The following is a 16,895-nucleotide window of genomic DNA, read 5'->3' on the forward strand; positions in this document are numbered from 1 at the left end:
TGTTCATTCGGTGCGGCGTTATTCATAACGAAGTCTGCGCCACACAAATCAAATTCGGTTGCCAATAAAACTAAACTATCGGGCGGCAAGTGCGCAACCTTTTTTTCGGATGATGAGTTTTTCTTATCTTCATGGGCTGTTTCATCGAAAAAATGAATGATCTGTTCACAGTCTCCTGGAAAAGCTTACGCATCTATAAGGAGAGAAAGGCTAGTATAAAGAGAAGCGAGAACGCGAACGGCTGATGGCGCAGTGGTGACCATCGGCCACCGAGCAGAGGGAGTAACAGATGAAAAAGGTTTCTATTATTGGATTGGGCTGGCTGGGAATGCCTCTGGCGATGGCGCTGGCGGGCAGAGGCTACGACGTAGTGGGCAGCAAAACCACGCCTGACGGTGTAGATGCCGCCAGAATGGTCGGCATTGACTGCTATCCGTTAGTGTTCACCCCGGAGATGGAATGCGAAGCGGAAGATTTGGATAAACTGCTGAACGTTGATGCGCTGATCATCACCTTACCGGCACGCAGAACCGTCGAAGGCAGCGAGCTTTACTTCCAGGCCGTGCAGCAGTTGACAGACAGCGCGCTGGCGCACAACGTAAAACGCATCATCTTCACCAGTTCCACGTCTGTTTACGGTGAAAGGGACGACATCGTGCGCGAAGGTTCCGCCCTTGAGCCGGTGACCTCCAGTGGAAAAGTGCTGAAAGAATTAGAAAGCTGGTTGCACAGCCTGCCGCATACCTCGGTGGATGTGTTACGGCTGGCCGGTCTGGTGGGGGGCGATCGTCATCCGGGGCGCTTCATGGCAGGCAAAACGGACGTGAAGGGGGGGCAGAATGGCGTCAACCTGGTGCATCAGGATGACGTTGTCGCCGCCATCACCTTATTGCTCAGTCTGCCAAAGGGTGGGCACACCTATAATCTGTGCGCCCTTAAACATCCGGCAAAAGCCGAGTTTTACCCGGCGCTGGCCCGCCAGATGGGGCTTGAGGCGCCGACGTTTGCTGAAGAAACTTCAGCAACCAAAGGAAAAATCGTCGACGGTGAGCGTATCTGCAAGGAGCTGGGGTTCGAGTATCAGTATCCCGATCCACGGACGATGCCTTTTTAATCGATAATCCTTCATTACCCTGAGGGTAATAATAATATGTGATGACCTGCCGGATTTTGCGGCAGGTTTTATTTGTGAACCTTAACTCCCGCCTCCTCGTTTTTGCTTTTGAATGAAAGTCTCCCGCCTCCAAAACCCTGTTTTTTGTTAAAGCAGTGCTTTCTTTATTTATAAAACCCCGCGAATAACCCTTTATTTCGCTGGTTAATTAAATCCCCATGCTCATGGAGTAATGAAAGATGTTCTTTATGCTCTGTTAGCAGGTTTACGAGGAGCAGGCTGCTGATTAGGTAATAATATTCCTAATCACTCTCTTTTTATTTGCGATTGTCCGGAATAAACCACTTTTTTAAGCCCAATCACTAAAGTTTTCGTGAAGAGTTGCCGATAGAGAAGCACGGGACATTGTCCTCTTTTCATCATATCTGCTTATCAATCTGGTCTGCTGACCGGATGACTTCCCGTCCCTGAACACATTCCCTTACACTCATTGTCTTTTTACTTTTCAAATCGTGTAGTTGTTCACGTTTTCAAAACCTTTTGAATCAAATTTAACCAAAATCCCGCAACACACTTCCTCTGCAAACCGCGTAATTACTGGGTTTTAACGCGATAGCACATTGATCACACTATCGGAAATTACCAGCACATTTCACTGCACAAGCTATGCTTAATCAGTGAATGTTCTTATCATTTGGCTTTAGCTGGTCTTTGTACAAATTGATCTCAAAAAGGCGAAAAAAGGCAGTCTGGGGAAGGGTTTTTAGATGCTTTTTTACTTTTGCGTTAAAACTGCGCAAATTTTTACGATAAAGTGCGCTTTTTAGGATAAAATAAATTTCTAAAGTGTGATGTGCGTCACATTTTATTCAAAATTTGTGATCAGTTAGATTGTATGTATAAAGGGAACAGGGGTAGAGTTGCGTCGTAGTAAGATTATTCCTAATAATGTATGTAAAAGCGTTTCACTGAATGAGATGCCATCACAGCAACGGACCCTGCCAGTACAACAAAACTGATATGTTTGAAGATTACTTAGCATTGCAATTGTCACACTTAATTTAGTTTACATCAGGAACAAACTTGTATTGGCGGTGAAGTAAATACCGCGGGATAAATCCATTTGTCATCGTGAGATTTATTAATCAGCCAATGAACTAATTGTTTTGATAGTGAAAAAATACTCCCTGACAGGCCGGGTAAAACTCTTGCTGCATGGAATATGTCTATCAATCAGCCACATTAAAAATGTGGCATCGGTAATGGGGTAGAACAGCATGTCCGAATTGCTTAAGCACATATATGATATCAACCTGTCATATTTACTTTTGGCACAGCGTTTGATTAATGACGAGAAAGCCTCCGCGATGTTCCGGCTGGGGATTGACGACGTTATGGCAGACGCCTTAGGCCAACTTACGTTGCCACAAATGGTTAAATTAGCTGAAACGAATCAGCTTCTTTGTCAGTTCCGCTTTGATGACAGTAAGACCATCGAACGCCTGACCCAGGAATCCCGTGTAGATGATTTGCAACAAATCCACACCGGTATCCTGCTGTCGAGCCACCTGCTTAAAGGTCTGGCGGCGAGAGACAGCGGCGCCATGAAGAAAAGGGCGTAGCCATGTCTATTAAGGGCGCAACATGCTAATCAAAGAGACGCCAGCCAAACCGGCAGAAAAAAGTATTGTTCAGGAAGCCCGCGATATTCAGCTCGCCATGGAGCTGATTTCTTTGGGCGCAAGATTGCAGATGCTGGAAAGCGAGACGCAGTTAAGCCGTGGCCGTCTGATTAAACTGTACAAAGAATTACGTGGCAGCCCGCCACCGAAAGGCATGCTGCCATTCTCGACAGACTGGTTCATGACCTGGGAACAAAACATTCACTCTTCGATGTTTTATAACGCGTACTCTTTTCTGATGAAGAGCGGGCATTGTAATGGTGTCGAAGCGGTGATCAGCGCCTATCGTTTGTATCTTGAGCAGTGTCCTGAACAGCCGGGAGAAGCGCCGATTTTAGCGTTGACCCGCGCCTGGACGCTGGTCCGGTTCGTGGACAGCGGTATGTTGCAGCTTTCTGCCTGTAACTGCTGTGACGGATCATTTATTACCCATGCACACCAGCCCCGTCACGGGTTTGTTTGCAGTCTCTGCCAACCCCCATCCCGCGCAGTAAAAAAACGTAAACTTTCCCCGCAGGTTGCCGATATAACATCTCAAGAGCTGGACGAAAAGGTCAAGCGCGCAGTCTGAGATGTCAGGGTCGCAGTAAGAATGCCCGGGCGGTGGTAACACCGCTCCCTATTTTCCCCCTCATCTCTCAGCCTTTGTCTGGCACTTTTTTTATGCAAATCATCCGGGTTGCATAGAAAACGGCAGGCTCATGGCGGTGCGCTTTTCCTCGCCCTAAAACCACATCGAATTAAGGATTCATCGTGCTAGTGATAATAGGTTACATCGTGGTGCTGGGCTCAGTGTTTGGCGGTTTCATGCTCGTCGGCGGGGAACTGGGCGCGTTATACCAACCAGCAGAATTGCTGATCATCGGCGGTGCCGGTATCGGTGCCTTCTTTGTCGGTAACAACGGTAAAGCGATTAAATCCACCTTGCGCGCGCTGCCGCAGCTGTTCCGCGCGTCTAAATACAACAAAGCGTTGTATATGGATTTGATGGCCTTGCTTTACCGCTTGTTAGCCAAGTCGCGCCAACAGGGGATGCTGTCGCTGGAAAATGACATCGACAATCCCGCTGAAAGCGACATTTTTGCTAATTATCCGCGCATCCTTGCCGATAAACATTTAGTGGAATATCTGACTGACTACTTACGTCTGATGGTCAGCGGCAATATGAACGCGTTTGAAATCGAAGCGCTGATGGATGAAGAGATCGAAACCTACGAACACGAAAGCGAAGTGCCGGCCAACAGTCTGGCGCTGGTCGGGGATTCACTTCCGGCATTCGGGATCGTTGCTGCGGTGATGGGGATTGTTCATACCCTCGCCGCCGCCGACCGTCCGGCCGCAGAGCTGGGGGCGCTGATTGCCCATGCGATGGTCGGTACCTTCCTCGGCATCTTGCTGGCGTACGGGTTTATTTCACCACTGGCCAGCGTGTTACGTCAGAAAAGTGCTGAAAACACCAAAATGATGCAATGCATCAAAGTGACATTGCTGTCGAGCCTCAACGGTTATGCCCCGCAGATCGCTGTCGAGTTTGGCCGTAAGACGCTCTACACCTCAGAACGTCCTTCGTTTATCGAACTGGAGGAGCACGTTCGTCAGGTTAAATCGCCTAACCAGCAACAAACTGAAGAAGAAAAAGTATGAAGCATCAGAGCCATCCCATCGTTGTTGTACGTAAGAAAAAGAGTAAGCACGGCGGCGGGCATCACGGCGGTTCATGGAAGATTGCTTACGCTGACTTTATGACAGCGATGATGGCCTTCTTCCTGGTGATGTGGCTGATTTCGATCTCCAGCCCTAAAGAATTGGTACAGATTGCCGAATACTTCCGTACGCCGCTGGCGGTGGCCATTACCGGCGGACCGCGCAGCAGCGATGCCACCAGTCCGATCCCTGGCGGCGGGGCAGACCCGACCATGCAGGACGGCGAAGTGCATAAGATGATCCAGTCACAGGGCGATGCCCGTGAACTGCGTGAAACCGGCGATCTGATGAAGTTGCAGGACAAACTGGAAGCGATGCTGGCATCGGATCCGCGTTTAAAAGATTTGCGCCCGCATCTGATGATTAATCTGACCGAACAGGGTTTACGCATTCAGATTATCGACAGCAAGAATCGCCCGATGTTTCAGCTCGGCAGCGCCATCGTCGAGCCGTACATGCGCGATATTTTGCGGGCGATTGGCCCGGTACTGGATGATTTCCCTAACAAGATAAGCCTGGCGGGCCATACCGATGATATGCCGTATGCCCAGGGTGAACGTGGCTACAGCAACTGGGAATTGTCCACCGACCGCGCCAATGCGTCGCGCCGTGAAATGATTGTCGGCGGCCTGAGCGAAGGAAAAGTTCTGCGGGTGATGGGCATGGGGTCAACCATGCAACTCAAAAATCACCCGGCAGGCGATGCGATCAACCGTCGCATCAGCATTTTGGTCCTCAACAGACATGCTGAGGAAGCCATTGAGCGGGAAAACAGCGAGGGCGAAGCGATTACGATCAGTGACGCGGGCGAGCTGCAAAGACAAGTACCTGGCCGCAGTACCGCACCTGCGCTGGCACCGAAAGTTCAGGCACCGCAAGCTTCCGTGGCACCGACCCAGAGCCCGGCACCGGCCGTTGCCGCACCAGAATTATCAGCACCAACCGTAGTAGAAGTCCCTGCAACCAGGATTGAGACGCAGGTGCCTGTGACCACATCGGCAGACGCTCAACCTGCGACGACAGCTCCGGCTGCTGCCGCAGGTCCGGCACCTGCGACCACATCAACAAGCCGCGATTCACAGCAGAGGTGATCACGTGAGCATGGATATAACTGATTTTTATCAGACGTTTTTTGATGAAGCCGACGAGCTGCTGGCGGACATGGAGCAACACCTGTTGTTGCTTGATCCGCAAGCGCCCGACGTTGAGCAGCTCAACGCGATTTTCCGCGCAGCGCACTCAATTAAAGGCGGAGCAGCGACCTTTGGCTTTACGGTTCTGCAGGAAACCACCCATTTACTGGAAAACCTGCTCGACGGTGCGCGACGCGCAGAAATGAGCCTGAGCACCGACATCATCAACCTGTTTTTGGAAACGAAAGACATTATGCAGGAGCAACTGGACGCCTATAAATCTTCCCGGGATCCCGATGCAGACAGTTTTGAATACATCTGTGCGGCACTGAGACAATTGGCGCTCGACGCGCAGCAAGCGCGGGAGCCGGCAGCGGATCTCCACGTCGTCACTGACGAACCTGCACAAACGGCAGCCCCTGCGGCGGGCAAAGGCGGGATGCGCGTTCGCCTGTCCGGTCTGAAGCCGCAGGAAGTGCCGGTGATGCTGGAAGAGCTGGGGAATCTGGGCGACATCGTCGATCCGGTACAGACCGAAGACAGCGTGGAAGCCACGCTTGTCACCACGGTGACCGAAGACGATATCATCGCGGTACTGTGTTTCGTGCTCGAACCCGAACAAATCAGCTTCACCCAGGCTTCTGTTCCGGCCACACCGGTTGCCGTTGCGGCATCGGCAGCGGTGGCGGTAGCAGAACCGGCAGCAACCGCTGTTGTGGCGCGTCCCGCTCCGGTCCTGACGGCGGTACCCAGCAGCGAACCGCCGAAAGCCCGCGCGCCAAAAGCGCCGGAATCGACCAGCATCCGTGTGGCAGTCGAGAAAGTGGATCAGCTGATCAACCTGGTCGGCGAACTGGTGATCACCCAGTCGATGCTGGCGCAGCGTTCCGATCTGCTGGATCCGGTGGCGCACAGCGACCTGCTCAACAGCATGGGGCAGCTTGAGCGTAACGCCCGTGATTTGCAGGAATCGGTGATGTCGATTCGTATGATGCCGATGGAATACGTTTTCAGCCGCTTCCCGCGTCTGGTGCGTGATCTGGCGAGCAAACTGAATAAGCAAATCGAACTGACCCTGCTCGGCAGCTCTACCGAACTGGATAAGAGCCTGATCGAACGCATTATCGATCCGCTGACGCACCTGGTGCGCAACAGCCTCGATCACGGTGTCGAAACGCCGGAAACGCGTGTTGCCAACGGCAAACCGCCAACCGGCAACCTGACGCTGTCTGCGGAGCATCAGGGCGGCAACATCTGCATCGAAGTGGTGGATGACGGTGCCGGTCTGAACCGCGAACGTATTCTGGCGAAAGCCCTGTCGCAAGGCATGAACGTCAGCGAAAGCATGAGTGACGAAGATGTCGGCATGCTGATCTTCGCACCGGGCTTCTCGACGGCGGAAAAAGTCACCGACGTCTCAGGCCGTGGCGTAGGCATGGACGTGGTGAAGCGAAATATTCAGGAAATGGGCGGTCACGTTGAAATCCATTCCCAGCAAGGCAAAGGCACCACCATCCGTATCCTGCTGCCACTGACGCTGGCGATCCTCGACGGCATGTCGGTGAAAGTGGGGAAAGAAGTCTTCATTCTGCCACTGAATGCGGTGATGGAATCGCTGCAACCGCTGGCGGAAGATTTGCACCCGCTGGCCGGTGGCGAGCGCGTTCTGCAGGTGCGCGGAGAATATCTGCCGCTGGTCGAGCTCTACAACGTGTTTGACGTTGAAGGCGCGAAAACTGAAGCCACTCAGGGCATTGTCGTGATCCTGCAAAGTGCAGGCCGCCGCTACGCCTTACTGGTTGATCAACTGATCGGTCAGCATCAGGTGGTGGTGAAGAATCTGGAAAGCAACTATCGCAAAGTGCCGGGCATTTCCGCCGCCACTATTTTGGGTGACGGCAGCGTGGCGCTGATTGTTGATGTGTCTGCATTGCAGGCACTGAACCGTGACAAGCGTGCAACTGGCGCATCTGCCGCCTGATGTGATTAACAATAAAAGCATGCAAAACCGCCGGTGGCTGGCCCGTCAGGTGACGGCCACCGGGCGTAAAAACTCAGGCTGATTTAAGGTGAACAACATGGCAGGACTTGCAACTGTGGCAAAAATTGCGGGCGAAACGGTAGGACAGGAGTTCCTGATCTTTACCCTGGGCGACGAAGAATACGGCATCGATATCCTGAAAGTGCAGGAAATCCGCGGTTACGATCAGGTCACCCGTATTGCGAACACTCCGGCGTTCATTAAAGGTGTCACCAACCTGCGTGGCGTCATCGTACCCATTCTCGATCTGCGGGTGAAATTCGCGCAGGAAGATGTGATCTACAATGAAAACACCGTAGTGATCGTCCTCAACTTCGAAAACCGCGTGGTGGGTATTGTGGTTGACGGCGTATCCGATGTGCTGTCGTTAACGCAAGATCAGATCCGTCCCGCACCAGAATTTGCAGTGACCATGTCAACCGAATACCTGACCGGGTTGGGTTCTCTGGGTGACCGTATGTTGATTCTGGTGGATATTGAGAAGCTGCTGAGCAGTGAAGAGATGGCGTTAGTGGATAGCGTGACGAAAATTTGATTTTCGTTCATTAACGTCAAGGTCGTGGGCGCCGGCCCACACCGGGTTAAGGGGCGTAAACGCGCCCCTTAACAATCCTGCGTTTTTCTTCTTCGCACAGTCGCAGGCACCAAGGTCATGTCCTGCAATCGCCGTATATGGCGCAAATTCCTGCCGCTGCGCGGTTCCTTTCCCCGGCCCTGAAACCTCCGATCTTCAGGCCGCTCCGTTCAGCAAGATTTTTGAACGCGCCAGTCGCGATTTAAAAATAAAAACAATTTCACAGAAATGACCGAATGATCCAATACCCGCCGGGCAAGATTGCTGAATTCCATAGACAGTGGAACATTAACGGATAATTAAAGCTGGATGAAAAGAGAATTAATGAAATTTTTGAGGAGAATAGGGAGTTATTATAATAATCTCGTTGCGTTGTTAAAAAGAGCCTGCTGGTAATCAATATGAATGACAGCAGGCTTTAATGAAAATTATCTTTAATAACTATTTCGCGCAATAAACGCGTGCTTCGCGAGGTGTATATATACCTAAGCTTACAACATGCAGGAATACATCCATACCTGATTCCTGAACTTCTGTACGAACAACTTTATTTGCGCCACCACAAATCTTCGCTGCATCTATGGTCTGTTCCTGCCCAATACCATTAACGAAGAAAGCTTGCTTGGTGACATGAGCTGGTTGTTCTGCAATATCATCCCTTAAGTTAAATGTCTGTTGAGCACACCCTGATAATACCGTTGCAGCGACAGCCGCAATAATTATTTTTTTCATAATAACTCATATTGATAATAAGGAAGTGAAATCACATCTTCTGACTTATTAGTTTTTTTACAAATCCGACCACTTACTATTATTAGTTATTAAAGCAGATGGTTTACCCGGCGTTGAACTATGTGAGGACTGAGACTTATATATGTTGTATTAACGGAGCGTAAAGGTTATTAGCAGGTTGCATTTTTCAGATAAATGAGAATCAATAATATTCCGATCCCAAATTTATAATAAACGCGGTGCATTTATGCAGATGATGATTGACGGCAGTCCGTTTGTAAAATCCCACCCGTTTTTGCCTCTCCTGCGAAGGATTGGGACAGGGTATTAAGGACTTCTCAGCGATACCTTCTTTTCCGTGCCTTCGCTAACCCATTGATTTTTATCTCACAAATACCCCTAAAAAAAGAGGGTATTTTCCACCGAACAGCGTAAATCTTTTGCCGTTCAATACCTAACCCTCACAATTGAACGTTTCACTGCCGCACAGGCAGCTCAAAAACCCCGGCACCGCCTGCCACGTTAGCCCGCCAAGCGCCTTTCGATGAAGGCTTTTCGCCACTTCGTCGGGGTGGTGTCGAGACGCTGGCGGAAGTGATGGCGCAGGGTTTCCGGTGATCCAAAACCGGCTTGTTCGGCGACGCGGTCAATGCTTAATGTGCCGTTTTCCAGCAGCGCACAGGCTTTTTCCAGCCGGACGCTCAGCATCCATTCGCCGGGCGTCGTGCCCGTTGCATCGTGAAAACGCCGCAGAAAAGTCCGGCGGCTCATACCGGCTTGTGCGGCGAGCTGCTCAATCACCAGCGGGGTATTGAGATGACTGCGTAAATCGTCCAGCAGCGGGGCGAGATTTTTGGTCTGACGCCGTGGAACGGGTTGCCGGATCAGCTGCGCCTGATTGCCTTCACGCAGCGGCGGCGTCACCATGCGGCGCGCCGTGCGGTTGGCAACTTCAATACCGTAATCACGACGGATCAGATGCAGACACAAATCGACACCCGCCGCGCCGCCGGCAGACGTAATAATGCTGCCTTCATCCACGTAAATCATCCCGTGTTCGACCTGCACCTCAGGAAAGCGCTGCGCCAGAATTTCCGTACTGTTCCAGTGCGCGGTAGCGCGTTTGCCATCGAGCAGTCCGGCTGCGCCGAGCACAAAGCTGCCTGCGCAGATCGAGACAATGCGGGTGCCGTTGCGGTGCGCTTTTTGCAACGCGATGATGAGCGCCTCTGACGCCGGTTCGTGAACACTTCGCCAGCCGGGGATCACGATCGTACCTGCATCCTCCAGCAGTTCCAGCCCGCCATCGACCACCAGCCGGACGCCGCCCTGCGCGCCGAAAGTACCTTCTTCCACCGAAGCGACACACAGGTCATACAAAGGCTCACCAAAAACATCGTCGGCCCGCCCGAAAGCTTCGACCGCAATACCGAACTCGAACGTACACAGGCACTCATAGGCCAGCAACACCAGACGCCGGTTCAGGGGCGCGGGCGAGCGGGCAGGGAGCGGAGAAGGGGAAGTAATGCGCATGATGGGTTACCGGTGATTTTGGCATGATCTTGACGATACATGGCATCCGGATGGATTTCCAGCACGCCGCCAATCTTCCATGCTGGCACTCTCTTAACGTTTTGCAGGGACCAGATATGAAAAACATGTTGGCACTGATGGCGGTTTGTCTTGCCGCGCTGATGTCAGGGCTGGAAATCTCCAGCGTGCCGGTGATTTTGCCGGTGCTCGAAAAGGAGATGCACGCGAGCTTCAGGGAGTTGCAGTGGATTATGAATGCCTACACGCTGGCCTGCACCACAGTGCTGATGGCCACCGGTACACTGGCGGACAAATACGGGCGTAAGCGCGTTTTCATCATCAGCATTTTCGCCTTCGGGGTGACGTCTCTGATGTGCGGGCTGGCGTCCACTGCGGCGTGGCTCATCGTCGGGCGGTTTTTACAAGGGCTGAGCGGCGGCGCGATGCTGACCTGCCTGATTGCGATACTGTCATCCCAGTTTCCGCAAGGGAAAGCACGCAGCCGCGCATTTGCCGCCTGGGGGATAACCTTCGGCTTCGGGCTGGGCTTCGGGCCGATCATCGGCGGCATGTTAGTGGCGTGGCTGAGCTGGCAATGGGTGTTTCTGGTACACGGGTTTATCGCATTACTGACGCTGATTCTGGCGCTGAAAAACGTGGTGGAATCCCGCGATGCGCAGGCTAAAAAACTGGATCTCGGCGGGCTTGTCACGTTATCGCTGACGGTGATGGGCGCGACGTATCTCATCACGCAGGGCGGCAGCCTGGGCTGGCACAGCGTCATCGCGCGCGCCGTGATGCTGATCACCGCGGTCAGCGCTGCCCTGTTCATCTGGATTGAAAAACGCCATTCGCATCCGATGTTCGATTTTTCAGTCTTCCGCGTGCGGGCATTTTCCGGTGCGCTGATGGGATCGGTGGGCATGAATTTCAGCTTCTGGCCGCTGATGATTTACCTGCCGGTGTACTACCAGGCCGGGCTGGGGTATGGCAGCGTTGCTACCGGCCTGGCACTGCTGGCTTACACGTTGCCCACGTTGCTGATGCCGCCGTTGGGTGAAAAGCTGACCACCCGTTTTGGCGCATCACGTCTGATCCCGCTGGGATTATTCGCCATCGGCGCAGGTTTCATTCTGATGCAAATCGCCGTGGTGCATCACATGAGTTTGATGCCAGGTGCGCTTCTGGCAGGTATCGCTCTCGGGCTGACCAATACGCCGGTAACCAACACCACCACCGGTTCCGTTGCAGCAAACCGGGCGGGAATGGCGTCGGGTATTGATATCAGCGCACGGCTTATCACGCTTTCCGTCAACATTGCCCTGATGGGCAGCCTGCTGGTGGCGGGAATTGCCGCGAGCCTGAAAGGATCCATGCCAGCGGCAACAGATATCTCTTCACTGGCCGGGCGTATCGCAGGAGGTTCTGCCGTTGAAACTCTGCACCGCGGGCAGGTTGAACAGGCCCTGACGCAAGGGTTTGCAGGCATTCTGCTCTATGGCGCAGCCGGGGTCTGGGTGCTGGCAGTGGCGAGTTATTTGCTGTTTAACGTCAGGGGGCGGCGCAAAAGCGCAACCTGCGAGCCGTACTGACCGTAAATATCCGTGTTGCATTTCGTGCAGCACGTTTTTGCGTAACACCTTCCAGTTGCCTGAAAATTCATCATTTTATCTGAGCATCTTTTTGCGAGTTATGGCGTGATAGCCCGGTGGGACGGGGCTTCACGCAAATAGACGTGGGCAAAATGATAATTTGATTAAGTACGACACGTGGCGTACATTGAGGCGGCATGAGTTTCAAAGAGATCAAAGGGAAGGTGATCGTGTGTTTAAAGAATGGGCAAGTCAGGTTTGCGGTAAGACGTGAAATTCATCTCAAAAATCTTTTAAGCACGGGGGAGGTGACGTCACAGGAACTGGAGAGGGTGATCGGTCTGGCTACCGGGCAACACTACCAGGGTCGCCGCCACCATCTAGACAGCAGTCTTGATGTCCACATTATTACCCTCTGGTATGCCGGGGTTAACTGGTACATCAAATGGTATTTTGCCGAACCCAACAGTGTTTTCATCAGCGTTCATCATTAAGGGAAAATATGATTATTGTTAAAGTAGGGGATGAAGAAAGAGCCGCATGCGGAGTGTGTGAGGCTTTCAGGATGGTCAGCTATCAGTTGCGCGATGTGCCGTTTGATGACGGCAGCGGCATCGTGAAAAACATTATCGCGGGCGTCTGTAAGACCTGCGACAGCGTCGCGGTGATCCCTTATCAGTCGGTGCCCGCGATTAAAAAGCAACTGCAGTTGCAGCGCAAAGCCGTGGAAAGCCGTGTTCCGGCGCACATGATTGATTTGTTAAATCTTGCCAGTGCGGAATTAGGCGCCACCCCCGATTTCGTGCCGTTACTGCTGAAATATTACATTCATCAGCTGGCGTCCAACCCGGAAGCCGCAGTGCAGCTGGTCACCTTGCTGACGTCAGAACTGGCGAGCGGTCCGGCCAATAAACGCCTGTCCCTGAAAGGGCGTGAAATCGGCAATGACATCGATAAGTTAAAATCGCTGTCACACATCGACACCACCACTGAGTTATTAAAAGCCGTGGTGCTGATGATCCACCATGACCTGATGGTCAGCCCTGATGCGCATCGCATTGCCCTGTTAAAAAGTTTTGTCGCCACGGTGGCGTAATTCCCGCAGACCACCGAATCACACTCTGTGCCTTGACGTCCTTTCTGATCTTATCGCTCGCGATGCCGGGCCTCTGAAGCCTGCCGGGGAGGGTGCCCTGCGTTAGCCAAAAAATCTGATCCCCTTCACATAAAGTTCCCCTCATTTCTGCCGATAACCCTTCCAGATAATTCTCATTTAAAAAGGAACAACATGTTTAACCGTATGAAAGTGGTCACGGGCATCGTGATCTTACTGATGGTCTTCGGTGCTTTACAGTTGGTATCCGGCGGCCTGTTCTTTAAATCCTTAAAGACGGACAAAGACAATTTCACCACCTCTCAGCAGATCCGTTTACAGCAGGCGGAATTCAACGCCAGCTGGATTTACCTTCTGCAAACCCGTAACACGCTCAACCGTGCCGGGATCCGTTTCATGCTCGATGCGAACCAGATGGGCAGCGGCGCGACGGTCAAAGAACTGATCGACACGGCGACCGAAGATCTGAAAATTGCTGACCAGCATTTTGCTAATTATCAAAAAATTCCTGCGGATGCCAGCCAGAACCCGGCGTTTGCTGAAGATGCTAAAAAACAATATCAGGTGCTTCACGACGCGCTTTCAGAACTTATCGAGCTGATCGGCCTTGGCCGTATCAACGATTTCTTCGAACAGCCGACGCAGCAGTATCAGGACAATTTCGAAAAAGCGTTCGTGACCTATATCGATCAGAACGACCATTTGTATGACCAGGCGGTTCACGTCAGCGAAAGTTCTTTCACGCATGCGATGTGGATGCTGGGTACCGTACTGATTGTACTGGCGATTTTCATCATTCTGGCCTGGGTCGGCGTTCAACGCATCCTGATCCATCCGCTGAAAAATATCGTCGTCACCATCCGTAAAATCGCTACCGGCGATCTGACACACGAAATAGTGGTGAAAAGCCGTAATGAAATCGGCCAGCTTGCCGATAGTCTCAAGTACATGCAGGAAGAACTGATTCGAACTGTCTCCGGCGTGCGCCACGGTGCCGACGCGATTTACAGCGGCGCGAGCGAAATTTCTGCCGGTAACAGCGATCTCTCTTCGCGTACCGAAGAGCAGGCATCAGCACTGGAAGAAACCGCAGCCAGCATGGAGCAGTTGACCGCGACCGTGAAACAGAACGCCGAAAACGCCCGTCAGGCCAGCCAGCTGGCGCTGAGCGCATCGGAAACGGCGCTGAAGGGCGGCAAAGTGGTGGCCAACGTCGTCGATACCATGAACGACATCGCCAGCAGCTCGAAGAAAATCACTGACATTACCGGTGTGATCGACGGGATTGCCTTCCAGACCAACATTCTGGCACTGAACGCCGCGGTTGAAGCAGCGCGTGCCGGTGAGCAAGGGCGCGGTTTTGCGGTGGTGGCGGGCGAAGTTCGCAGCCTGGCACAGCGCAGCGCGCAGGCTGCCAAAGAGATTAAAGGGCTGATTGATGATTCTGTCAGCCGCATTAATACCGGCTCGGTACTGGCAGAAAGTGCCGGTGAAACCATGAACGACATGGTGAATGCGGTCACCCGCGTCACCGACATCATGGGCGAAATCACGTCGGCCTCTGACGAGCAGAGCCGCGGGATTGAGCAGGTCGCGCAGGCGATTACCGAAATGGATCGGGTGACGCAGCAGAACGCCTCACTGGTTGAAGAATCCGCGTCCGCCTCGGCGGCGCTGGAAGAGCAGGCGAGCCTGCTGACGCAATCTGTGGCGGTATTCACACTGAGTCAATCCGTCAATAACAGCGTGCGCCCGGTGACTTCGTCTTCGACGAGACTGCCTTTGTTGACTCCGAACCTGTCAGGTTCTCAGGCCGGTACAGGTGGAGCGGCACAGAGCAAGTTGTCTGAAAACTGGGAAACTTTTTAAGCCACGTACATCGCAATAATTATAAGAAATACTGTGCCGGTCAGGGCCGGCACATAAAGAGGTTATCCATGTTTAAGCACATCCGTGTGTCCACCTGCATGTTTTTACTGTTGTTAGTGTTTTTTGTGATGCAACTGGTCAACAGCGGTTTATCGCTGTACGCCGCCCACACGGATAAAACTAATTTCGAGCAGATTGCCAATACCACTGAGCAGCGGGATGCGCTCAACCAGACCTGGTCTTATCTGCTGCAAACCCGTAATACCCTGAACCGCGCGGCCACGCGTCTGGCGCTGAAACAGCCGCAGGAAAACATCACGCAGCTGATGGCAGATGCCAAAGCCAGCCTGAAAAATGCCGAAAATGCTTACGCCGCGTTTCTGGCGCTGCCCCGCAGAACCGAAAAAGCGGCTGAACTGACGGCGGTGAACAAGGCCAGCTACCAGCAGTTGCACGATATGTTGCAGTCACTGAACGACATGCTGTCCGCCGGTGATATGCAGGGCTTCCTTAACGGCCCGGCACAGAAATACCAGGATCAGTTCCAGAAAGACGTGGGGAATTACACCGCGTATGTCGGGGGCCGTTTTAACCAGGCTAAAGAGCAGACCGTGGCGTCTTACCAGAACGTGATGATCAACACCTCGGTGATTGTGGTTCTGCTGGTGCTGCTGACCGCCCTGGCGCTGGTGATCACCCGCCGTATTCTGTTCCAGCCGCTGACCGTCATGCGGGGTCATTTTGACCGCATCGGTGCGGGAGATATCTCGGCACCGATCACCGTCGAAGGCCGTTACGAAATTAAAGTGATGCTCGACAGCCTGCAACAGATGCAGCAGTCGCTGGCCAATACCGTGCGCACCGTGCGTCACGGCGCAGACACCATGTTCTCCGGCCTGAAAGGCATTGCTGCGGGAAACACCGATTTATCGGCGCGTACTGAACAGCAGGCTTCCGCTCTGGAAGAAACGGCTGCCAGCATGGAGCAGCTCACCGCGACGGTGAAACAGAACGCCGAGAACGCCCGTCAGGCGACACAACTGGCGCGCGATGCTTCCAATACCGCAGAAAAAGGCGGCGCACTGACCGGCAACGTGGTGAAAACCATGAATGACATTGCAGGCAGCTCGAAGAAAATCAGTGCCATCACCAGCGTGATTGACGGCATTGCTTTCCAGACCAACATTCTTGCGCTGAACGCCGCCGTCGAAGCCGCCCGTGCGGGTGAGCAGGGGCGCGGGTTTGCCGTGGTGGCCGGTGAAGTGCGCAGTCTGGCACAACGCAGTGCGCAGGCCGCAAAAGAGATCAAAGCGCTGATCGACGAATCCGTCAGCCGCGTCAGTCAGGGTTCCGAACTGGTGGAATCTGCCGGTAACACCATGGATGACATCGTGCGTGCCGTGACCCGCGTCACCGACATCATGGGCGAAATCGCCTCGGCGTCGGATGAGCAAAGCCGTGGCATCGAGCAGGTATCGATTGCCGTGACGCAGATGGATCAGGTGACGCAGCAAAACGCCACGCTGGTTCAGCAGGCCGCGTCTTCCACCCATGCGCTGGAAGTGGAGTCTGAGAACCTGACCCGTGCTGTCTCTGTCTTCCGTCTCTCGACGTCAGAAAGCGGGCATGCACCGCGCAACACACCCGCATCTGGTTTTGCGCCACGTTCGCTGACGCCACCCGCGTTACTCCCTGCGACCGCGCGTGCGGGATCGGCGGATAACTGGGAAACATTCTGACAGACCGGACGGCCATGAAGTGTCAACAAAGGTTTAGAAATACCACCTGTTCGTTACTGGAGCTGCAC

Annotated in this window: 14 protein-coding genes; 12 read left to right on the forward strand and 2 right to left on the reverse strand. The window is 53.1% G+C overall.

Going from position 1 to position 16,895, the window contains the following annotated elements; translation table 11 throughout:
• Positions 1-289 precede the first annotated feature (289 nt).
• The 7 genes from ED901_RS04120 to cheW all read left to right on the forward strand — a co-directional run bounded on the left by ED901_RS04120 (position 290) and on the right by cheW (position 8,209).
• Positions 290-1,114, forward strand: coding sequence for an SDR family oxidoreductase (locus tag ED901_RS04120; RefSeq protein WP_122094963.1), 825 nt, complete (start codon positions 290-292; stop codon positions 1,112-1,114).
• A 1,277-nt stretch (positions 1,115-2,391) separates the two neighbouring features.
• Positions 2,392-2,736, forward strand: coding sequence for a flagellar transcriptional regulator FlhD (flhD, locus tag ED901_RS04125; RefSeq protein WP_056769592.1), 345 nt, complete (start codon positions 2,392-2,394; stop codon positions 2,734-2,736).
• A 22-nt stretch (positions 2,737-2,758) separates the two neighbouring features.
• Positions 2,759-3,367: a flagellar transcriptional regulator FlhC gene (gene flhC / locus ED901_RS04130; RefSeq protein ID WP_056769593.1), complete on the forward strand. Its 609-nt coding sequence runs from the start codon at positions 2,759-2,761 to the stop codon at positions 3,365-3,367.
• A gap of 182 nt (positions 3,368-3,549) precedes the next feature.
• Positions 3,550-4,440, forward strand: coding sequence for a flagellar motor stator protein MotA (motA, locus tag ED901_RS04135; protein WP_056769595.1), 891 nt, complete (start codon positions 3,550-3,552; stop codon positions 4,438-4,440).
• Positions 4,437-5,591 carry a flagellar motor protein MotB gene (gene motB, locus ED901_RS04140; RefSeq protein WP_122094965.1) on the forward strand — a complete coding sequence of 385 codons (1,155 nt, stop codon included), beginning with the start codon at positions 4,437-4,439 and terminating at the stop codon, positions 5,589-5,591. Before motA ends, motB begins: the two co-directional genes overlap by 4 nt.
• Positions 5,592-5,595: 4 nt before the next feature.
• Positions 5,596-7,614 carry a chemotaxis protein CheA gene (cheA, locus tag ED901_RS04145; RefSeq protein ID WP_122094967.1) on the forward strand — a complete coding sequence of 673 codons (2,019 nt, stop codon included), beginning with the start codon at positions 5,596-5,598 and terminating at the stop codon, positions 7,612-7,614.
• Positions 7,615-7,711: 97 nt separating this feature from the next.
• Positions 7,712-8,209, forward strand: coding sequence for a chemotaxis protein CheW (gene cheW, locus ED901_RS04150; RefSeq protein ID WP_056769601.1), 498 nt, complete (start codon positions 7,712-7,714; stop codon positions 8,207-8,209).
• 480 nt (positions 8,210-8,689) lie between these two features.
• On the opposite strand, the gene ED901_RS04155 is transcribed toward cheW, so the two are convergent.
• Positions 8,690-8,980: a Bor/Iss family lipoprotein gene (locus tag ED901_RS04155; RefSeq protein WP_122094969.1), complete on the reverse strand. Its 291-nt coding sequence runs from the start codon at positions 8,978-8,980 to the stop codon at positions 8,690-8,692.
• Positions 8,981-9,502: 522 nt separating this feature from the next.
• Complete coding sequence (gene ftrA / locus ED901_RS04160) at positions 9,503-10,513, reverse strand: transcriptional regulator FtrA (RefSeq protein WP_122094971.1); 1,011 nt, start codon at positions 10,511-10,513, stop codon at positions 9,503-9,505.
• A gap of 116 nt (positions 10,514-10,629) precedes the next feature.
• Between ftrA and ED901_RS04165 the strand changes: the two genes are divergently transcribed.
• From ED901_RS04165 to ED901_RS04185, 5 genes are all read left to right on the forward strand, one after another.
• Positions 10,630-12,105: an MFS transporter gene (locus tag ED901_RS04165; RefSeq protein ID WP_122094973.1), complete on the forward strand. Its 1,476-nt coding sequence runs from the start codon at positions 10,630-10,632 to the stop codon at positions 12,103-12,105.
• Positions 12,106-12,302: 197 nt separating this feature from the next.
• Entirely contained in the window at positions 12,303-12,599 is a 297-nt protein-coding gene (locus ED901_RS04170; RefSeq protein WP_122094975.1) for a hypothetical protein, read from the forward strand.
• An 8-nt stretch (positions 12,600-12,607) separates the two neighbouring features.
• On the forward strand, positions 12,608-13,201 hold the full coding sequence (locus ED901_RS04175; protein ID WP_122094977.1) for a hypothetical protein: 594 nt from the start codon (positions 12,608-12,610) through the stop codon (positions 13,199-13,201).
• Positions 13,202-13,393: 192 nt separating this feature from the next.
• Complete coding sequence (locus ED901_RS04180; protein ID WP_122094979.1) at positions 13,394-15,088, forward strand: methyl-accepting chemotaxis protein; 1,695 nt, start codon at positions 13,394-13,396, stop codon at positions 15,086-15,088.
• Positions 15,089-15,156: 68 nt separating this feature from the next.
• Complete coding sequence (locus ED901_RS04185; protein WP_122094981.1) at positions 15,157-16,827, forward strand: methyl-accepting chemotaxis protein; 1,671 nt, start codon at positions 15,157-15,159, stop codon at positions 16,825-16,827.
• Positions 16,828-16,895 lie beyond the last annotated feature (68 nt).

This window comes from Rahnella sp. Larv3_ips, from assembly GCF_003697865.1.
Taxonomy (GTDB): Bacteria; Pseudomonadota; Gammaproteobacteria; order Enterobacterales; family Enterobacteriaceae; genus Rahnella; species Rahnella rivi.

Excerpts from the sequence above, each read along its gene's own strand:
- ED901_RS04120 (WP_122094963.1), top strand. The coding sequence starts at position 290 with ATGAAAAAGGTTTCTATTATTGGATTGGGCTGGCTGGGAATGCCTCTG.
- flhD (WP_056769592.1), top strand. The coding sequence starts at position 2,392 with ATGTCCGAATTGCTTAAGCACATATATGATATCAACCTGTCATATTTA.
- flhC (WP_056769593.1), top strand. The coding sequence starts at position 2,759 with ATGCTAATCAAAGAGACGCCAGCCAAACCGGCAGAAAAAAGTATTGTT.
- motB (WP_122094965.1), top strand. The coding sequence starts at position 4,437 with ATGAAGCATCAGAGCCATCCCATCGTTGTTGTACGTAAGAAAAAGAGT.
- cheW (WP_056769601.1), top strand. The coding sequence starts at position 7,712 with ATGGCAGGACTTGCAACTGTGGCAAAAATTGCGGGCGAAACGGTAGGA.
- ED901_RS04155 (WP_122094969.1), bottom strand. The coding sequence starts at position 8,980 with ATGAAAAAAATAATTATTGCGGCTGTCGCTGCAACGGTATTATCAGGG.
- ftrA (WP_122094971.1), bottom strand. The coding sequence starts at position 10,513 with ATGCGCATTACTTCCCCTTCTCCGCTCCCTGCCCGCTCGCCCGCGCCC.
- ED901_RS04165 (WP_122094973.1), top strand. The coding sequence starts at position 10,630 with ATGAAAAACATGTTGGCACTGATGGCGGTTTGTCTTGCCGCGCTGATG.
- ED901_RS04170 (WP_122094975.1), top strand. The coding sequence starts at position 12,303 with ATGAGTTTCAAAGAGATCAAAGGGAAGGTGATCGTGTGTTTAAAGAAT.
- ED901_RS04175 (WP_122094977.1), top strand. The coding sequence starts at position 12,608 with ATGATTATTGTTAAAGTAGGGGATGAAGAAAGAGCCGCATGCGGAGTG.
- ED901_RS04180 (WP_122094979.1), top strand. The coding sequence starts at position 13,394 with ATGTTTAACCGTATGAAAGTGGTCACGGGCATCGTGATCTTACTGATG.
- ED901_RS04185 (WP_122094981.1), top strand. The coding sequence starts at position 15,157 with ATGTTTAAGCACATCCGTGTGTCCACCTGCATGTTTTTACTGTTGTTA.